Raw genomic sequence first — 19,126 nt, 5'->3', positions numbered from 1 at the left:
TAAAATCAGGGGAATGACTGCCAATTCAAGCTCCCAACCACGCCCTCTATCCCGCTTTACCCTCATGGTATCGGGGGAAGATGTAGTGGATGCAAACCCAGGACAAGGTAGCCCTCCAAGTGGGCTCCCACAAGAACGTTTCCTCTTGGGGGAAAATCTGCCGATTGCCCCAGTCCTCTTATTGGGCCAAAGCGACCTCCCTCTGAGCCCTGATCAAGTGATTGCCTGCTTGCAGCCAGTCCACCTCCATGCCACCAGAGACCACTTGATTTTGATGGCACAAAGTCAGATTGATCTGACTGTAGAAGAATCTAAGGCATTACTTCGAGTAGCACTTCCCTTAATAGAAGAAGATTTTGGGCATACAGTCTTATTTCAAGGGCAGCGTGATTGGTTCATTCCAGCAGGGCCATTTTCTAGCTTAGCAACACACTCTATTGATCAAGCGCATGGCCGCAATATCGATTGGTGGATGCCGCGCGATACCAGCGAGCTCGGTATCGCCAAACTCTGGCGCAAACTTCAAAATGAAATTCAGATGCTGTGGCACATTGATCCAGTCAATGAGGCGCGTGCTCAAAGTGGCTTCCCCAGCATCAATTCACTTTGGATTAGTGGCATTGGCAAGTTAAACGAGATTGAGCCACCAATGCTCTTTCAGAACATCACTCATATTTATGGCGACCATCCCTTGTTAGTGGGTTTAGCCAAATACATTGGGGTAAGTCATCAAGGATCAATCAATTTTTCAAGTCTAGAAAACGGCTTTGCTTGGATTGATCACCCCAAAAAGGTGTGGGGTGAATTAAGCAAGGCTTTACTCAATCAAGCTTTAGCCGAAATTGAAATCATTGACTTTCCAAAGGGTCAAGTTCGCCATCGGATTTTCTCTGCTAAGGACTTGCATAAAAAATCCTGGGCCTTCTGGAAAAAGTCAGAGCCCTTCACTTGGCAGGAAATCATTTCAGCATGAGTGTATTTGCCCAACGCCCCTTCTCTGAACGCACTGCTACTTGGTTACAGCAAAGCGGTCTTCATCCATTACTCGCCAGATTATTTGCGGCACGTGGTGTTGATGAGCCAGAAGAGCTATCACTCGATCTCAAGCAGCTACTGTCCCCAGTAGAACTCAACAACTGCATTAGTACCGCAACCTTGCTAGCAGATATCCTGGAACGTAAAGAGCCGATGCTGGTAGTAGCCGACTACGACTGTGATGGCGCCACCGCCTGTGCAGTTGCCCTGCGTGGTCTGAAAATGCTGGGTGGCACAGATACAGCAATTCAATTCTTGGTACCCAACCGCTTTACGATGGGCTATGGCTTAACCCCAGAGGTTGTCGATTTAGCGGCCCAGCAAAATCCTAAACCTAAATATCTGATTACGGTAGATAACGGCATTGCCAGCGAGGCTGGGGTAGATCGTGCTCGCGAATTAGGTATGGAGGTGATTGTGACTGACCATCACTTGCCTGGGGATCGACTGCCCAAAGCGATCGCGATCGTCAATCCCAATCAACCCGGTTGTCGCTTTCCAAGCAAAGCGCTTGCAGGTGTGGGTGTGATGTTCTACTTACTAGTAGCACTGCGTGCAGAACTTCGAAAGCGTGGAAAATTTACCGCCGAGACGCAACCCAAAATTGAGAATCTCTTAGATCTCGTGGCATTGGGTACAGTGGCCGATGTAGCGCAACTCGATCGCAATAATCGCATCTTAGTCTCTAACGGATTAAAACGCATTCGTACTGGGGTCTCACAAGCGGGTATTCAGGCACTCTTTCAGGCGGCAGTACGTGATCCTCGCAAAGCCACGCCATTTGACTTGGGTTTTGCGATTGGACCAAGACTCAATGCTGCAGGACGATTAGCGGATATGACATTAGGCATCCGCCTATTGCTCAGCGATAAACCAGACGAGGCAATTGAGCTGGCTTATGAACTCGATCGAATTAACCGTGAACGCCGCGTCATTGAGGGCGGCATGCAAGAAGCTGCACTAGCGCATCTTGCAGAGGATCAACTGGCTGGCACTATGGCAGAACGCTCCAGTATCTGTCTCTGGAACCCAGAATGGCATCAAGGTGTGGTCGGCATTGTGGCCTCGCGCCTCAAAGAACGTTTTAATCGCCCTGCTATTGTTTTTGCACCTGCAGATGGTGCCGCTGGTGAAGAGTTAAGGGGATCCGGCCGATCCATTAGCGGCTTTCATCTGAGAGACGCGTTGGATATCGTTTCTAAACGGGAGCCTGGCCTCATTCTGAAATTTGGCGGTCATGCCATGGCTGCCGGACTCTCCATCCGAAAATCCGACTTTGAACGGTTTGACATCCTCTTTCAGCAGGCTGCTAGTGAGCTATTGAACGACGAGCTCCTTGAACGAAAACACATTCATGATGGCGCTCTGGATTTATCGGAATTTACTACTGAGACAGGCGACCTGCTGGCCGAAGAAATCTGGGGTCAAGGCTTTCCTCAGCCGATTTTTTATGGGGAATTTGAGATTGGCCAGCAAAGCCTCATGAAAGAAAAGCATCTGCGCTTACAGCTTCGCCCCATCGGGGGAGGTCAATTGGCTAGCAAACCGTTTACTGGGGTTTGGTTTAACCGGACCCAGCCCTTACCAGCCAAGGCTAAGCTGGCCTATCGTCTGGTGACAGACCGCTTTCAGGGACAGGCTCGCGTGCAGCTCATGATTGAGGCTCATGATGAGGGTTGAGCTTCAGACTGAGCTGTAGGCTGAGCTGCGGACTAAGCTACAACATCCCCTTATAATCAGGGGATGGAAGCCGAACAACTCAATCTCATTTCAAATACCCTCTCCGATCTGCTCACCCGTGAGCAAGCACTTCGGGGGTATCTTTGACTTCGAAGTAAAGTCACGCCGTCTCACCGAAGTTAACTCAATTCTTGAAGATCCCACTATCTGGGACGATCAAAAAAAAGCGCAAGCCCTCGGTAAAGAGAAGAAATTACTGGATGGAGTGGTTGCTACCCTCACCGATTTAAATACCAATATCACTGGCGCCATCGAATTATTCGATATGGCTAAAGAAGAAAGTGATTTTGAAACCATTGCTGCGATCGAACACGATGTCGAAAATTACAGCAAGATCATTGGCGACTTAGAGTTCCGTCGCATGTTTCACAACGAGATGGATCCTTGTAGTTGCTTCATTGATATTCAAGCGGGTGCCGGTGGTACTGAAGCGTGTGATTGGGCCAGTATGCTCTATCGGCAATACCTCAAGTATTGTGAGCGCAAAGGCTATAAAACAGAAATTCTCGAAGAATCCGATGGCGATGTAGCCGGCATTAAGAGCGCCACAATTAAAGTCGATGGTGAGTATGCTTATGGCCACCTCCGCTCGGAGACTGGTGTGCACCGCTTAGTGCGTAAGTCCCCTTTTGACTCTTCCAATGGCCGTCATACCTCCTTTGCCAGTATCTATGTCTATCCAGAGATTGATGATTCGATTGAGATTGATGTCAATCCAGCGGATATTCGTACGGATACTTACCGCGCCTCTGGGGCGGGCGGTCAGCATATTAATAAGACCGACTCAGCTGTTCGTTTAACTCACCTACCAACTGGCATTGTGGTGCAGTGTCAAAACGATCGCAGTCAGCACCGCAATAGAGCTGAAGCCATGACGATGCTGAAGTCACGTCTCTATGAACATGAAATGCAAAAACGCCGTGTAGAGCAAGATAAATTAGAGGCCACTAAAACCGATGTGGGCTGGGGTCATCAGATCCGCTCCTATGTTCTCGATCAGAGCCGTATCAAAGACTTGCGTACCAATGTGGAGATCTCTAATACTCAAAAGGTTTTAGACGGTGATCTTGATGCGTTTATTGAAGCAAGCCTAAAACAAGGCGTCTAATTCATTACCCCTATTCCAGCTATAAATAATTTACATGAACGATCAATCCAATCCTAACCCTAGCCAAACCCCCACAACTGAAGCGGTGGATGAAAATCACATCATTGCAGAGCGCCGCGAAAAGTTAGCCAAGTTACGTGAAAACGGCGTGGCATTTCCGAATGACTTTGTACCCACCCACTTAGCTGTAGATTTACACGCTCATTTCGATAGCCTCACTAAAGAAGAATTAGCCGAAAAGAAGGTGCACGTCAAAGTGGCTGGCCGTATGGTGCTTAAGCGGGTAATGGGTAAGGCGAGTTTTGCAACGATTCAGGATCGCAGCGGCCAAATTCAGTTCTATATCACCGATGAAATCAGTAGTGTGGATACCCATGGTGCATTTAAGCATTGGGATATGGGTGATTTTATTTCTGCTGAGGGTAATTTATTTAAGACCAATAAGGGTGAGCTTTCAGTACAATGTAGCAATCTGCGCTTACTGAGCAAATCGTTGCGCCCCCTGCCAGATAAATTCCATGGTCTCTCTGATTTAGAAACCAAATATCGTCAACGCTATGTTGATCTGATTGTGAACCCAGAGAGTCGCAATACATTCAGAGCCCGCAGTAATACGATCGCCTCCTTACGTCGCCATATGCTGGATGCAGACTTTATGGAAGTGGAGACTCCGATGCTCCATCCGATTCCTGGTGGCGCAACCGCTAAACCCTTCATCACGCATCACAATGCTTTAGACATGCAAATGTTCATGCGTATTGCGCCGGAGTTGTATCTCAAGCGTTTAGTGGTAGGTGGTTTTGAGCGCGTCTTTGAAATTAACCGTAACTTCCGTAATGAAGGTGTGAGTCCACGTCACAATCCAGAGTTCACAATGATGGAATTCTATGCAGCCTACACAGACTACCGTTGGCTCATGGATTTCACGGAGAATTTAATTCGTGCTGCGGCAATAGATTCCCAGGGCACCGCTGTTCTGACTCATCAAGGTCGTGAGCTCGACCTCAGCAAACCTTTTCAACGGCTCACGATCACCGAGGCGATTCTCAAATACTGCGGCCAGTCCAATAAAAGCTATGAAGCTGCACAATTGGAAGATATCGCATTCATTCGTGCTGAATTGAAAAAAGGGGGCGAGAATCCAGACTCGCCTACCCTCAAAAATGCGGGCATTGGCGCACTTCAATTGGCTTTATTTGAATTGGTTGCTGAGGCGCATCTCTGGGAGCCAACCTACATCATTGACTACCCAATCGAAGTCAGTCCTCTTGCCCGTGAATCCGATACGCGTCCTGGCATTACCGAGCGCTTTGAATTGTTTATCACTGGCCGTGAGATTGCTAACGGCTTCTCTGAGCTCAATGACGCAGAAGATCAAGCGAATCGCTTCCGAAAACAGGTGGAGCAAAAAGAAGCAGGTGATGAAGAAGCAATGTACTTTGACCATGACTTTATCCGCGCTCTTGAATATGGCATGCCACCCACCGGTGGTTGTGGCATTGGCATCGATCGCTTAGTCATGTTGCTAACGGATGTGCCTAATATTCGTGATGTGATTTTGTTCCCCCATCTGCGTCGGGAAGAAGAATAAAAGACTTCAGCTCTTTAGAAATACAAAAGCCGCGGATAAGGTCTGCGGCTTTTTCTTTTATTGAGCTTACAGAACTCAGCTAGCTGGATATAGCTTCGTATTCTCGCTATCGATTACCGTCACATTGATAGGAATTCCTAAGCCCACACTGGCAGAAACAGTACAGAAATCCTGAAACTGAGCTAATACCCGCTCAAGATTTTCTAGGGTAGCGCCTGGTACTCCAATACGGAGCTCCACATCCATTGCCAAAATACGCAAACGATTTTCTGTATTTCTACCAATCTCACAACTGGCCTTAGTTTCAATCGGCTCTGGATTTTGCTTAAACTTTCTTATGGCAAACAATAATGAATCCGAAAGGCAATTAGCTACTCCAGCCAATAAGAACTGTGAGGGTGTGGCGCCTTGTGACTTACCCAGTGGAGGCGGCTCATCACCATAGATAGGGTCACGTTCTTCGTTATAGTAAATGGCAAATTGATAATCACTTTGCTGAACCAATCTTACAGATGGTGTATCACTCATACATTCTCCAATGTCTCAAAACAAGATATTAATAGATGCCCGGAATTAACTTTTTAACATTGACTTGATACTCTCCATATTCTGGAAAGCGCTCAACCAGCCAGACCTCTTCCCGCCTTGCCTTTAGGTCAAACAAAAGAAAGAGGCAAATGACGTATGCCAAAATAAACATGCCAGGAAGCAGGAGGAACCATGCAACGGCCGCTAAGAGGACTCCAAAATACATGGGATGTCGAACAAAGCCGTATAGACCAGCTTGAACTAATTGCGCATCATCTCTTGGGCAAGGCAAAGGAGTGAGATTTTTTCCTAGGTTAATTGCAGAGATCACCACAATCAAACAGGCTAGCAAGCCGATTGAAATGCCACTCGATTGAAAGATAGTTTTTAGGGGCTCCGCCCTCACCAAAAGAAATCCTTGGGGCCCAAACAGAATCAGGCCAATCAGTAGGGCTTGAACTACAACGTACCATGCGCCTCTGTCAAAGAGAGATCGACGGGATGCAGGATTCATTCTGAGGTCTCAAGAAGATAAGACCACAGTCTAGCCTGCTTTAGTAAGTCAGGGCCTTATCAAAATGCTCGTCAATGCTGGCGCTATCCTGAGAGAGCACGTGCTGGGCAATCAAAAATACCCCCGAAATAAAGCCAATACAAACCAGCAGGCCAAAAGCGTGATATTGATTCAGGCCATTTTGGTTTAGAACCTCTAAATAGCGACTACTGTCCAAAGCAAGGTGGGTGGATACGCTGATGAGCGCTAAACCCAAAAATATTTGGATGATCGTCAGAAATAATGGCTTTTCAGTTATAGTCTTTTTGGACATCATTCTTCCTTGGAATAGGCATAGAAAGATCTTATGGGGGCTGGGTCTATTTGTAAAAGACTCCCTTTTTATATACTAAATACTTTTTAATCTATAGCCCCTTGTTAAGAATGAGGATAATTCAGTTTTTGTATCTACTTTTAAGCACTTATGGCAGCCTATAACACCGAAACCGTTCTCACCGTTCAACATTGGAATGACACGCTTTTTAGCTTTACCACCACCAGAAACAAAGGTTTACGCTTTCGTAGCGGCCATTTTCTGATGATTGGCTTGGAGGTAGAAGGCAAACCGCTAGTCCGAGCCTATAGCGTTGCTAGCCCAAATTATGAAGAGCATCTCGAGTTTTTGAGCATCAAGGTTCAGGATGGTCCCCTCACCTCACGTCTCCAGAAGATTCAGGTGGGCGATCCCATACTGGTTAGTGAGAAATCCGTTGGCACCTTAGTTATTGATGATCTAAATCCCGGCAAGCATCTCTATCTCTTTAGTACGGGCACAGGGTTAGCGCCGTTTATGAGCATCATTCGTGACCCGGATACGTATGAGAAGTTTGAAAAGGTCATCCTGGTTCACGGTGTACGCCTAGTCAGTGAATTGGCTTATGCCGATTACATCAAGAATGAACTCACTCAAGATGAGTACATTGGCGAAATCATTCGTGAAAAACTTATCTACTATCCTACAGTCACGCGTGAGGCATTTAAGCAAACAGGCCGCCTGACTACTGCAATTGAATCCGGTCAACTTTTTAAAGACATTGGCCTGCCTCCATTAGATCCCGCGGTAGACCGCGCCATGATCTGCGGCAGTCCATCCATGCTCAAGGAAACTGCAGACATGCTGGATGCCAAGGGCCTCAAGGTATCCCCAAGCCTCGGTCAATTAGGTGATTACGTATTTGAAAGGGCGTTTGTAGAAAAGTAATGTACTCACTTTATATCTAGAAGTAATTTAGATATCGCTATATATTCCTTGTGGGTAATTAGTTACCTTGGTAAATTGTCTACACAAGATATTTACCAAGGAATTCAGGTGTCCCTAGTACGCGAGCACTACAACCCGATCATCACTAAGTTACTGCGTGAGCATGACAGCCTGCCACATGACCAAATTAGTGAGCGCAAAAGCGTTCAACGAAAAATTCTATTCTTGATGTCAGGAATCAAGATGGATGAACTGGAAGAGTCTTTTGCCTGAGGTGAATACTAGGAAAAGCTAGTAATAAAAATCAAGCCAATAGTGGCAATGAAAATTGTTTCAACCACCAACATCACCACGGGTTGCCAGCCTAGCTTAGCCAACTCTTGAAAGTTGGTTTTCAAGCCAGCGGCAGCAATCGCAATGACAAGCATCCAGCGAGAAACGTCACTAATTGAGTGAGTTACGGAACTTGGCAAAATCTGCATAGAGGCAATCACGGAGAGGGCCACAAATCCCAATAGGAATGTCGGGATCAAACGAAGGCTGCCCCAACCCAAGCGCTGAGATGATTTTTCAGCGCCAAAGAAAATAGAGATAAATAAGACTACCGGTAACAACAGCGCAACACGAAATAATTTAACTACAGTTGCCACGTCGCCCGCTTCGGGACCAAACAACATCCCCGCCGCTACCACTTGGGCAACATCATGAATCGTTGCCCCTAAAAAGATTCCCGCAGGTAAAGAAGTAATACTCAACAACTGCAACATGAATGGATAGCTCACCATTGCTATGGTGGATAGGACAGTTACACCGACCACTACGAGTAAGGTAAAGCGCTCATTCTCTTTAGTCTTAGGGAGGACTGAAGCCACTGCTAGCGCTGCTGATGCTCCACAAATTCCAACAGAGCCGCCGGCAATCAAGCCAAAATCCGGAGATAGCTTTAAGAATTTGGCCAGAAAGAATCCAAGACATACTGTAGCGGTGACAGCAAACATCACCATCAAACCCGTATTCAAGCCAATCGCGCTGATATCAGCGAAGGTAATGCGGATACCTAGAAATGCGACCCCTAAACGCAAAATCGTTTTTGCGCAGAAATCAATTCCCGGCGTCACTCTCTCGTTGGCATATAAAAAATGGAGCGATAAACCAATTAATAAGGCATATAACAACTGTGGTCCACCGTAATTTTCAGAAAGAAAACTGGTCGACATAGCTATCACGAGACAGACCAATACACCTGGGATGTTTTTGGGGATGTTGTTTAACAAGGTTCTCAACATAGAGCTTTAGACCACCAGCTCACTGAAATACTCATGTTGGTTGGTATTGAGTGTTGAAACACGCCACTCCAAGGGTTCATCCTGGATGCCAAGGGCTATCCTTCTAATAGTAATCACTGGAGCATTTGGGTTTAATCCGAGCCACTCTGCATACTGTCTACCTGCAAGTCCAGCACGCAGGCGCTCACTACTACGCACAACGGATTGACCGTACTGCATCTGATACATCTGATAAATACTACCCTTGCGATCAATAAAATCTGCCCGCGTCAAATTTTTAAATCTTTTTTTATCCAATGTAATCTGATCGATCATGACACACTGCCCCTCTAAGGAGAGGCGGTTTGTAATTCTCCAAACTGGCGAGCCCTCTTTAATCTGCAACTTGCTTGCCTCTTCTTTATTAGCAACAGCACTATTTAAAGAAACGAGCTCTACATTGGGATAGACCTTTTTATCTACATCATGCTTAACAATATGGAAAAAATAATATAAAAGCCGCTTGAGGTCATGCTCAGCTACATAGGTACCCCTGCCTTGGCGACGAACTACGATACCTTCAGCGACTAATTCATCCACCGCCTTGCGCAGGGTTCCTATAGATACATCTAGCTCTTTCGATAAATCCTTTTCAGCAGGCAATGCCTGCCCCATCGGAAAACGACCCCTGACCAGATCCTCGGTGATCTTTTGCTTTACCTCTTGATAAGCGGCCAGGGATTTCATACTTAAGACTTATGCTGATTCGTACAAACGGGTTAATACAAACTCGCGGTGCCCCAAAATCTCAGAAGCAGTCAATTCACCATCAGCAGTACGCATCAAGCAATCTAACAACTTATCACCCGCCTGATCCATATTCTCTTCACGACGAAGTAGTCCAGACACATCAACGTCGATATGCTCAGCCATCGTACGAAAAGTCTTTGGATTGGCGCAAATCTTAATTACGGGAAGAATGGCATTACCGATGACATTACCCTGCCCAGTTGGGAAGAGGTGTGCAGCAAAACCAGCAGCAGCACACAAGGTCACCATCTCAGCAGCAGCTGAGGAAGAGTCCATAAAGTGTAAGCCTGGAATCTTTGGCTCCTCACCCTTATCAAGCACGCTATCCACAATACATTTCTTACCAATTTTCTGGATATTACCCAATGCTTTTTCTTCGATGGTGGTTAAACCACCTGCGATATTGCCTTTGGTTGGCTGAGAATCCGATAAGTCACTTGTTTTATGACGCTCAATCACCGCTTGATAGCGATCAAACATTTCGCGAAACTTCTTCTTTACTTCCGGAGTACGGCAACGTGCTTCAACCAAATGCTCGCCGCCAGTTAACTCGGTAGTCTCGCCAAAAACCAATGTAGAGCCAATCTCATAGAGCTTATCGAATGCATCACCAACAGTCGGGTTTGCACCACAACCAGAAGTAGTATCTGACTCACCGCATTTTGTTGATACCCATAGTTCTGATAAAGGGGCCGATACCCGTTTTTGCTTGGAGGCATGCTTCATCATGCTATAGGCAGACTTGCTTGCGGAGGCAATCGTAGCGGTATCACCGTTACCTTCAATCCAGAAGCCTTCGACTGGCTTACCAGATGCCTTGATTCCATCAACCACAATTTTTGTCCACTGTGGCTCAATACCAATGACTACCACTGCAGCAACGTTCGGGTTTGAACCGGTACCAATTAAAGTGCGGAAATGCAAATCTAAATCGGCTCCGAATTGCAAACGGCCATAGGAGTGAGGAATTGCCATGGTCCCTTTAATATTATTCGCTACCGCTTCACAAGCGGCGTTAGATAGGTCATCTAAAGGCAAAATCAATACGTGATTGCGAATACCCATACGACCGTTTTCACGGCGGTAACCTAAGAAGGTCGCGTTTTTCAAATTAGTCATTTTTATCTCTTTTAATGAATAGGTAAGTAAATAAGGGGCTGGATTACCAGCGCTTCGTTTTTACGTTTTGAACGTGAAGGTGTTCGCCTTTTTTAATTGGGGCCACTACCTTGCCAATGTCGACACCATATTTAATGACTGTGTCACCTGGCTTGAAATCATTCAATGAAATCTTGTGGCCAATTGGAATATCACTTTCAGACTTGATATTTAAAGTGAGATCACCATCCATCACCCAACCAATCAAATCAGTCCCCGCTTTTACACCTTCAACTACTACTACCCCTACGCCATCTGCTGGCTCATGCACGACAAAGTGGATCATTACTATCTCCTCAATAATCTCATTTATAAAAACTACTCAGTCCATGACTGGCGAATGCCAGTCTGAATTTCTTCTACAACCGCATCTGAAACTGTGACACCTTCTCTAAGTCCTAAAGCACGTTGTTTAAAACGACGCTGACCTGGAAGGCGAGTTCCCGCATCAGCACTTAATACTTTCAAAAAGTCTTGAATTCGGCTGGCAAAAACGGTTGCGCCTGCTAACCCCGGATCAATCGTCAATATCAACTGGCCAATGCGTGGGCGATTGCCTTTAGGGTCAAAAAAGGAATCCGCCTCATAAGAAAATCTACTGCCTGAGAGTCCAACTACCAGCAGTTCGACGATCAAGGCAAGCAAAGCACCCTTGTCTCCACCTAGCGGAACCATCAAACCCTTGAGACCCTCCTTTGGATCTGTCGTAGGCTCACCGTTAGCAGTCAGAGCCCAGCCCTCAGGAATGGCCTCGCCTTTTTTAGCTGCTACTAATAATTTGCCGCGAGCAACAGCAGACAGTGACATATCAATTACCAATGGATCTGCCTTGCCAAGCGGAAAGGCGGCAGCCAATGGATTTGTTCCAAAAACCGCTTTAGTACCACCAACCATAGGCATCGCTGCAGGCGTATTGCCGAATAACAAGGAGATATACCCTGCTCGAGCCGCAGCCTCAACGTAATGTCCTGCAACACCAAAATGATGGCTATTGGTCACAGCCACCAATCCCAGTCCATTTTTTGAGGCAAGATTCACCGAAAGATCTGTAGCGTATCGCAGGGCTGGAAACGCGAGCCCGTCATCAGCATCTACCAATGCGGCTGAAGTCTTAAATGGCTTCACTTTAATTTTGGGAGACAAGGCGATACGTCCATTTTTAGCATGCGCAGAATATTGCGCAACCCTTGCCAAGCCATGGGATGCTAGGCCATCCAATTCTGCTAAAGCCAGAAATTGTGCCGTTTCATAAGCCGCCTTTGAATTGACCCCGGCAGCTTTTAGGCCAGCCTCTACTAGAGCAAGTAATTGCGCGTAGCTTAGATTCACCGAGAGGGCTCCATAGCCACATTGGCCCACTTAAAACACAGGGTTTTCAGGGCTTGACTAGATTTGGGTTTGGGGAACAAAATAACTGACATATCTGAATCATATAGATGATTTAGATATCTGGCAACACCCGATGAATACCCCATTCTTTATGCAATGCAACTGCTACAAAGAGTATTGCGTAAGGATTGGAGGAGACAGTTTGAATGCATACACTTATAACTATTCGATTGCAGTAAAGCGTACTTTTTGGTAATAAATTAGCTAAGATATGAAGATCAAATCACCACTGGAGGTCACCGATGTTGAAGTTTGAAAAATATAAATTAAGAAGGCGTTTAGTTTTACTGGCTGGAGTACTCACACTCGCACTACCTCAGCTCGCAACCGCCCAATCTTGGCCAACCAAGCAAATTAAATTAGTCATCCCTTTTGCAGCAGGAGGCACTACCGATATTCTTGGCCGACTCTTAGCGCAACAGCTCACAAAAGATCTAGGGCAAAACGTTATCGTAGAAAATAAAGGGGGAGCTGGTGGCAATATCGCCGCTGAATTCGTAGCCCAATCTGCAGCTGATGGTTACACCATCATGCTTGTTTCTGGAAGCATGCTCACTGTTAACCCTAGCCTCTATAAAAAATTACCAGTAAATTACAGTAAAGACTTCGTCAACATTACCAATGTTGCCAGCGGTCCAATGCTGCTATCGGTAAGTAATAAAATACCGGCCAAGAATCTGAATGAGTTCATCACCTACGCCAAAACTAAAGATCTGAACTTTGGTTCCGCAGGTATTGGTAGCCAAGTGCATATGGCTGCTGAAAACCTCACATATGCCGCTAACATTCCTGCAACCCATGTGCCTTATAAGGGTGAATCGGCTGCTATAAATGATCTTGTATCAGGCCAAATAGACTTTATGGTGGGCAACCTCACTGCGGCAACAGGTTTTGCAAAAGCCGGGCAAATTAAGCCGATTGCTGTCACTAGCGCGAAGCGGGTTAAGCAGCTACCAGATGTTCCAACGGTTGCTGAGAGCGGCATTCCGGGCTTTGAGAGTACTGGTTGGTTCGGTTTAGTCGCCCCCGCCAATACACCCAAGGTCATTACCGACAAAATTTATGATGCTACCGTTAAAGCAGTTAATTCCGAGGCCATGAAAAAGAGCTTAGAACTGAATGCCTTAACCCCAGTATTAAATTCTCAGAAGGACTTTGATGCCCAGATTAAAGCTGAGTCAGCTAACTGGGAAAAGGTGATTAAGGGTCGCAATATTAGCGCCCAGTAAAAAGCGGCTCAGTAAATAAAAAAGCGAGGCTCATCCTCGCTTTTTTATTTCTAACGGGGCAGGAATTTAAGTAATCTGCCTCACCAAGAGCATTGAACCAGCAAACACCAATATAGAGCCGTAGGCTATGCGCATAGAAGTGTTGCTAAGCTTAGTGTGAACATGAGTTCCAGTCCAGATCCCTAAAAATGCTACTGGCAGCAAACAGCCAGCCAAACCAATTACCTGCCAACTCAAGATCAGTCCAGTGACCAACATCAAGGTAAGACGCAAGAATGCCAGCATAAAGATTGCAAAAGCCATGGTTGCGCGAAGTACTTTAGGATTATTGATTCTTAAACCGAGATAAGAAACATAAACAGGGCCGCCGGTGGCAAAAAGAGCAGTAAAGGCGCCCCCAAAAAAACCGAATGGCACAGCCCACCACTTGCTAATCGGATCCTGAAACTCAACATTTCTTTGAATTAAAACGCGCACACCATTAATGGCGGCAAATATCCCGAGAATCAGAAGCAAGGGTTCGCTAGGCGCTTGTATTAGGAGGAAGATGCCTAGCATCATCCCCAACAAACTAAATGGAAATAACCATTTCAGCTCTTGAATATTGGCATCGCTGGAAGATTTTCTACCAATATAAAGCGATGCACAGATATCGATGATCACCATCATCGGTACAACTACCTTCAAGGGGTACATCTGGACCAGTAATGGTACAGCGACTATTGAAGAACCAAATCCTGAAACCCCAAAGATGAAGAATGCGCACAGAACGATCAAGGTCGCTAACGCAAACGAGGCCGGCTCAATCAATTCAAAAATAATTAAGCCTCTACCAAAATAGTCTCACCAGGCTTAATCATCGTAAATTGAACTGGTCTATTTTTAATTTCTATTCTATCTTTGGCTAAATGAACCGCAGTGAAGTAGGACTCCTCCATTGATCCCGGCTCAGGAAAATCATCACGATAGTGAGCTCCTCTAGAATTTTCTCGAGATAGCGCAGCCTCAGTTACCGACTTACTGACCAAGATCAGATTATTTAAATTCATCCAGTCTTGCCATGTAATGCTGTATTCCCTTTGGATATCGCCAACACCAATGTGATGTAATTGCTGACCTAACTCATCCAGCTTAGTGCGAGCTCGGAGCAAACTGTCTTTTGTTCTTGAGATACCTACGTCATCCCACATACACTCTGCCAGAGCATCACGAATGGATTCGATATCCCCTGCCGGTCTTTCTAATGGAGCCTCATGAGCCTTTATGCTGGCATGCACCTCTGCCATATTGCACTCTTGCAAAGTCTGGGACACAACCCACTTTGCCATCTCCTCACCGGCAATGCCACCAAACACGGTTGAGTTAGCTACGCCATTACCACCGAGACGATTTGCCCCATGCACTCCTCCGGTATCTTCACCCGCCGCAAATAGACCTGGCAACTCAGTGCTGCAGTTCGCCTTAAAGATTAATCCGCCCATCATGTAATGTGCAGTTGGCACAACCTCTACCAGATCTCCCGCTAAATCAAAGCCGCTGTCAGCACATCGCTCAACCATGCCTTTAAATTGCTTGCGCACATTATCAGGACCAAGGTGGCTCATCTGAATATAAACACCGCCATTAGGGGTGGCTCTGCCTGCCCTGATTTCAGAATTAATAGAACGCGAAACAATATCGCGTGTAGCACGTTCATTACGAGGATCATAGTTGCCCATAAAGCGCTCTTGATTGCCATTGAGTAAATAGCCGCCTGCGCCTCTCAAGCCTTCCTCTAAAACAGTACCAGTCATCCTTGTGCCGGGACCAGCTAGTAATCCTGTTGGATGAAACTGCACCATTTCCATATCACGCAGCGTAAGACCTGCGCGAAGTGCCATAGCTAGTCCATCACAACTCTTATCACCTGAAGGTGTATGGTACTTATACATCGTAGGGCCACCACCAGTAGCCAAGAGCACTGCCTTCGCTCGTACCAGTGTGAACTGACCAGTTTGCATGTCTAGCATCAATACGCCAGCGAGCGACTTGCCATCCTCGCTATGAATTAACTCAACCGCTCTATATTCCTCTAGACGGTGAATTCCTCTAGACCACACTTGCTCAGCTAATCGACTAATAATCTCAATACCAGTCAAATCTCCTTTGTGGACCGTACGATCAAAGGTTTGCCCGGCGAATGCTTTTTGATGGACTGTTCCGTCCGGGTTGCGATCAAAAAAACAACCTAATTCATTCTCAAGTTCACGAATACGTTCTACCGCCTTATTGACCAAAGTCCATGCCAACTCCTGGTCGGATAACCATTTGCCACCTTCGATCGTATCCATAAAATGACGTTCAACAGAATCCCCTTCTGCCAAGGCTACGTTGTAACCGCCTTGCACCATTCGAGTACAACCGCACTTACCAAGCAGACCCTTTACAGCGATCGTAATGTGGAGATCTGGGTTGGTTTGGTGGGCATGTAAGGCTGCAAATAATCCCGCTCCGCCAGATCCTAAAATCAAGATATCCGTTTCTAGAATAGCAATATTCATGAAGAAATTCCTAGGCTCTTAAGGACGGCCTCTTTATTACGAGAAACCTCATTTTTCACTTCTTGATAAATGCTGCCGCCGTGACTATCCATTGCAACTAATAAAGGGCCAAAGTCTTTAATCTTGAAACGCCAGAGAGATTCTGGGTTGAGATCATCCATATCAACCTCTTCAATTTGCTTGATCCAAGTTGTCTCGAGTGCTGCTGTTCCACCAATAATGGCGAGATACACGCCGCCTATTTCCTGAAAAGCTGCAGCAGATCCTTCACGGAGGCCACCCTTACCCACGATCATTCGTACTCCGTTTTCAGCCATCAATGGACGTGTGAAACGCTCCATGCGATCTGACGTAGTGGTGCCAATACAAATCGGTTGATAACCCGCTGGGAACTCCTCGCTAATAGGAACCTTACGCACATTGGGAGCCGTATGAATCACGGCGTGGCCTTGAAGATCAAAGCGCGTTTTTCGGCCGTGATCAAACATGTGAATTTGCGTGGCATCCCGAATACCAAACAGGGTTTTTTGTAATGTCACCGTGTCGTTAATGCGGAGCTGACGAACATCCGCCTCACTCACTGGAGTTGAAAGATTGTAATGTGCCATCTCTACCCCTAGAAACCGTAAGTGACGCCATCAGGCGTAAATGTTGCACGCGCTCTACGCGCAGAATGACACTGCATATTGACAGCCACTGGATTTAAGGTGATATGGGTATGGGCTAATTCAACATGGACAGCAAATGCGGTACCGTCGCCACCTAAACCCTGAGGACCAATACCTAGCTTATTCACAGCAGCAGTCAATTCCTGCTCTAGCTTAGCGCCCTCTTTATCACTACATACTGTACCTAAGGGCCTTGTAGCTGCCCGTTTTGCCATTGCAACACATTGCTCGGATGTACCGCCAACACCAACGCCGACAATCGTCGGTGGGCAAGTCTTGCCACCAGCAGAGACAACGCTCTCAATGACAAAAGATTTAACTCCATTAATTCCATCAGCTGGTATAGCCATCTTTAGAAAAGAATTATTTTCTGAGCCGCTACCTTTAGGAACCATCTCAATTTCAAGCACCTGATCCTCATCACAAAAATCAATGCTAATTGCCGGCATATCAATACCACAAGAGGTGTGATTATTTTTTCTGGTAATCGGATGAACGACAGAGGAGCGCAATGGGTATTCAGTAGTTGCGCGCTCACATCCCTTTCGAATGGCTGCCTTTAGCTCCATACCGTCAAGCTGAACATTACGACCAATTTTGACCTTGTAGATCGGCAACCCAGTATCTTGACAAAGCAAGTTATCCTCGCGCTCCGCCACAGCGATATTGGTAATCATCGTTTTGAGCACCACCTGCGCACGAGCATCTGATTCCCCCTGATTTAAGCGCTCAATACCCGCTTTGACATCGTCTGGAAGTACCTTCAAGGCACGGATATAGAGTTCTTTGCAAGCCTCTTCAACAGCTTTCATTTGTAAATGCATAAATTAACCAATCAATTTGCTAAATACAAAAATAGAAGGCCACAAGCAATACCAAACAAAATAGCTGCTTGGGTCCAAGCCTTACGAAGCCCGCGCCAAGGGCCAAACTCAATCATGATCAGCCGAATTCCACCGACCAAATGAATTGCTAACAAAATAACAAGCGCCCACTCGCCGAATTTAAAAACCCAAAAATCCGTTAATTCTAAGTAGCGCTCAAAACCACTTGCGCCCCGCAAAGACTGAGAGAGCATTAAGAAATGCAAAGGAATAAAGCAAGCCAACAACAAGCCGGAGAAACGATGGCATGCATAAGCAAAATAGGAAAGATGATTTTTTGCTCGTAGATCGAGTTTAGGCCTGGAGCTCATAAGCTCCCTCCGGCGTAAACACCGATGACAGCAGTGCTACCCAGAACGAGTATGAGAGCCGCTAATATCAAAGATAAGCTCTTAGAAATAAATCCTTTAGAGAGATTCTCTTCAAGAATATTAGCTAAGCCAATCGGTGCATGCACAAAGCACGCCAAGACAAAAATTTCATAAAAAAGAGCGAAGGCAATATTGCCTTGGGTGCGCCCAAGAATCTCTTCTGCAGTAAGACCGCCTCGTATCGCATAAAAAATAATGACTAGATGAATGCTCACACAAATACCCAGAACCATGGCGCTGATTCTTTGGGCATACCAAAGCTTGGCCTGCATTACGCCTTGGCTCACAGTTTGCCCCACTTACTTCCTCGCACGGCCGCTCTTGCTACTAACTTTTTCAACCCAGAAATACTGGCGGTAGGCTCTAATTTTTTAGGGCAACGCTCAGTACAGGATCCCTGCGTATGGCATGCATGGCAACCTTCATCTCCAGCGATAGCTCGTAGACGATCTAATTGCTGCACATCACGTACGTCATTTGTTAATGTCCAGGCACGATTTAAGGCTGCCGGACCAAGATAATTTGGGCGACTTTCAACCACCTCACAAGAGGCATAACAGACTGCACAGCCAATGCATTCTATACCCGCATTAGCTAACTGACGCTCAGTTGATTCTGGCTCTACTCTGGCGAAATCATCGTGTCGGGTTTTATCTCCCTTAAAGAAGCCAACAGCCCCTTTCCATTTATTAAAAAACTCTCGCATATCGGTTGCAAGATCTTTAATCACAGGGAGATTATTCAATGGGGCAATCTCTAATGAATCGCCCTTCACTATCTGAGAGACATGGGTGCGGCAAGTCCACCGAGCAACACCATTGACCGTCATTGCACAGGAGCCGCACATGCCGACACGACAAGCAAAGCGATAGCTCAGGGTAGGGTCTAGCTTGCGTTGAATGTAGGTCACCACATCCAAAACCGTTTGATTTGGGTTCCGAGGCACCAAATACTCAACAAACTCACCTTCTTGAGCACCACGCCAGACAGTTACTTTGAGATCTGTATTAGACATTGGCTAATTATATCTGCAGATAATAAAAAATAAATCGAATA

22 protein-coding genes are annotated in these 19,126 nt (G+C 46.2%); 7 read left to right on the top strand and 15 right to left on the bottom strand.

Translation table 11 applies throughout. From position 1 onward, the window contains the following. Positions 1–13 precede the first annotated feature (13 nt). The 4 genes from ICN15_RS03540 (at position 14) to lysS (ending at position 5,474) form a co-directional block, all read left to right on the top strand. On the top strand, positions 14–973 hold the full coding sequence (locus tag ICN15_RS03540) for a hypothetical protein (RefSeq protein WP_255532847.1): 960 nt from the start codon (positions 14–16) through the stop codon (positions 971–973). Beyond that, on the top strand, positions 970–2,715 hold the full coding sequence (gene recJ / locus ICN15_RS03535; RefSeq protein ID WP_216201260.1) for a single-stranded-DNA-specific exonuclease RecJ: 1,746 nt from the start codon (positions 970–972) through the stop codon (positions 2,713–2,715). The genes ICN15_RS03540 and recJ overlap by 4 nt, the downstream gene beginning before the upstream one ends. A 63-nt stretch (positions 2,716–2,778) precedes the next feature. Further along, positions 2,779–3,883, top strand: a protein-coding gene (gene prfB / locus ICN15_RS03530) for a peptide chain release factor 2 (RefSeq protein ID WP_216201259.1) whose coding sequence is annotated in 2 segments (ribosomal slippage) — positions 2,779–2,859 and positions 2,861–3,883 — 1,104 coding nt in all. Because the reading frame shifts where the segments join, the coding sequence is not laid out codon by codon here. Between the two features lie 34 nt (positions 3,884–3,917). Further along, on the top strand, positions 3,918–5,474 hold the full coding sequence (lysS, locus tag ICN15_RS03525; RefSeq protein ID WP_216201258.1) for a lysine--tRNA ligase: 1,557 nt from the start codon (positions 3,918–3,920) through the stop codon (positions 5,472–5,474). Between the two features lie 75 nt (positions 5,475–5,549). Here the strand turns inward: lysS and ICN15_RS03520 are convergent, their stop codons facing one another. From ICN15_RS03520 to ICN15_RS03510, 3 genes are read right to left on the bottom strand one after another with little or no spacing between them, the layout of a single operon-like run. Then, on the bottom strand, positions 5,550–6,002 hold the full coding sequence (locus tag ICN15_RS03520) for an OsmC family protein (protein WP_216201257.1): 453 nt from the start codon (positions 6,000–6,002) through the stop codon (positions 5,550–5,552). Between the two features lie 28 nt (positions 6,003–6,030). Then, positions 6,031–6,516 carry an isoprenylcysteine carboxylmethyltransferase family protein gene (locus ICN15_RS03515; protein WP_216201256.1) on the bottom strand — a complete coding sequence of 162 codons (486 nt, stop codon included), beginning with the start codon at positions 6,514–6,516 and terminating at the stop codon, positions 6,031–6,033. Between the two features lie 40 nt (positions 6,517–6,556). Beyond that, complete coding sequence (locus tag ICN15_RS03510) at positions 6,557–6,829, bottom strand: hypothetical protein (protein ID WP_216201255.1); 273 nt, start codon at positions 6,827–6,829, stop codon at positions 6,557–6,559. 150 nt (positions 6,830–6,979) lie between these two features. Between ICN15_RS03510 and ICN15_RS03505 the strand changes: the two genes are divergently transcribed. Next, positions 6,980–7,756 carry a ferredoxin--NADP reductase gene (locus tag ICN15_RS03505; protein WP_216201254.1) on the top strand — a complete coding sequence of 259 codons (777 nt, stop codon included), beginning with the start codon at positions 6,980–6,982 and terminating at the stop codon, positions 7,754–7,756. A 108-nt stretch (positions 7,757–7,864) separates the two neighbouring features. Further along, a complete protein-coding gene (locus tag ICN15_RS03500; RefSeq protein ID WP_216201550.1) occupies positions 7,865–8,029 on the top strand; it encodes a hypothetical protein in 165 nt (54 codons plus the stop codon). 8 nt (positions 8,030–8,037) lie between these two features. On the opposite strand, the gene ICN15_RS03495 is transcribed toward ICN15_RS03500, so the two are convergent. From ICN15_RS03495 to ICN15_RS03475, 5 genes are read right to left on the bottom strand one after another with little or no spacing between them, the layout of a single operon-like run. Continuing rightward, entirely contained in the window at positions 8,038–9,042 is a 1,005-nt protein-coding gene (locus ICN15_RS03495; protein ID WP_216201253.1) for a YeiH family protein, read from the bottom strand. Positions 9,043–9,048: 6 nt separating this feature from the next. Further along, positions 9,049–9,768: a GntR family transcriptional regulator gene (locus ICN15_RS03490; protein WP_216201252.1), complete on the bottom strand. Its 720-nt coding sequence runs from the start codon at positions 9,766–9,768 to the stop codon at positions 9,049–9,051. Between the two features lie 9 nt (positions 9,769–9,777). After that, positions 9,778–10,950, bottom strand: coding sequence for a UxaA family hydrolase (locus ICN15_RS03485; RefSeq protein ID WP_216201251.1), 1,173 nt, complete (start codon positions 10,948–10,950; stop codon positions 9,778–9,780). Positions 10,951–10,993: 43 nt separating this feature from the next. Continuing rightward, positions 10,994–11,275, bottom strand: a complete 282-nt coding sequence (locus ICN15_RS03480) for a flagellar biosynthesis protein FlgA (RefSeq protein ID WP_216201250.1) — start codon at positions 11,273–11,275, stop codon at positions 10,994–10,996. Between the two features lie 32 nt (positions 11,276–11,307). Continuing rightward, positions 11,308–12,318 carry an Ldh family oxidoreductase gene (locus ICN15_RS03475; RefSeq protein ID WP_370625394.1) on the bottom strand — a complete coding sequence of 337 codons (1,011 nt, stop codon included), beginning with the start codon at positions 12,316–12,318 and terminating at the stop codon, positions 11,308–11,310. Between the two features lie 302 nt (positions 12,319–12,620). Here ICN15_RS03475 and ICN15_RS03470 point away from each other — a divergent pair, with 302 nt between their 5' ends. Further along, complete coding sequence (locus ICN15_RS03470) at positions 12,621–13,607, top strand: tripartite tricarboxylate transporter substrate binding protein (protein WP_216201248.1); 987 nt, start codon at positions 12,621–12,623, stop codon at positions 13,605–13,607. A 66-nt stretch (positions 13,608–13,673) separates the two neighbouring features. Here the strand turns inward: ICN15_RS03470 and ICN15_RS03465 are convergent, their stop codons facing one another. From ICN15_RS03465 to ICN15_RS03435, 7 genes are read right to left on the bottom strand one after another with little or no spacing between them, the layout of a single operon-like run. Beyond that, on the bottom strand, positions 13,674–14,417 hold the full coding sequence (locus tag ICN15_RS03465) for a sulfite exporter TauE/SafE family protein (RefSeq protein ID WP_216201247.1): 744 nt from the start codon (positions 14,415–14,417) through the stop codon (positions 13,674–13,676). An 11-nt stretch (positions 14,418–14,428) separates the two neighbouring features. Then, the gene (locus ICN15_RS03460) at positions 14,429–16,147 is read right to left on the bottom strand and encodes an L-aspartate oxidase (protein WP_216201246.1); all 1,719 of its coding nucleotides are present in this window, start codon (positions 16,145–16,147) and stop codon (positions 14,429–14,431) included. Continuing rightward, positions 16,144–16,755: a fumarate hydratase C-terminal domain-containing protein gene (locus ICN15_RS03455; RefSeq protein ID WP_216201245.1), complete on the bottom strand. Its 612-nt coding sequence runs from the start codon at positions 16,753–16,755 to the stop codon at positions 16,144–16,146. The genes ICN15_RS03460 and ICN15_RS03455 overlap by 4 nt, the downstream gene beginning before the upstream one ends. Before the next feature lie 8 nt (positions 16,756–16,763). Beyond that, entirely contained in the window at positions 16,764–17,627 is an 864-nt protein-coding gene (locus ICN15_RS03450) for a fumarate hydratase (protein ID WP_370625393.1), read from the bottom strand. A gap of 23 nt (positions 17,628–17,650) precedes the next feature. After that, a complete protein-coding gene (gene sdhC / locus ICN15_RS03445; RefSeq protein ID WP_216201243.1) occupies positions 17,651–18,010 on the bottom strand; it encodes a succinate dehydrogenase, cytochrome b556 subunit in 360 nt (119 codons plus the stop codon). Continuing rightward, positions 18,007–18,357 carry a succinate dehydrogenase gene (locus ICN15_RS03440; protein WP_370625391.1) on the bottom strand — a complete coding sequence of 117 codons (351 nt, stop codon included), beginning with the start codon at positions 18,355–18,357 and terminating at the stop codon, positions 18,007–18,009. Before ICN15_RS03440 ends, sdhC begins: the two co-directional genes overlap by 4 nt. Further along, the gene (locus ICN15_RS03435; protein ID WP_216201242.1) at positions 18,354–19,085 is read right to left on the bottom strand and encodes a succinate dehydrogenase/fumarate reductase iron-sulfur subunit; all 732 of its coding nucleotides are present in this window, start codon (positions 19,083–19,085) and stop codon (positions 18,354–18,356) included. The genes ICN15_RS03440 and ICN15_RS03435 overlap by 4 nt, the downstream gene beginning before the upstream one ends. Positions 19,086–19,126: the final 41 nt, after the last annotated feature.

The sequence above is a fragment of the Polynucleobacter sp. CS-Odin-A6 genome (genome assembly GCF_018882095.1).
Lineage (GTDB): Bacteria > Pseudomonadota > Gammaproteobacteria > Burkholderiales > Burkholderiaceae > Polynucleobacter.
This window is presented reverse-complemented; position numbering and strand designations above follow the sequence as displayed.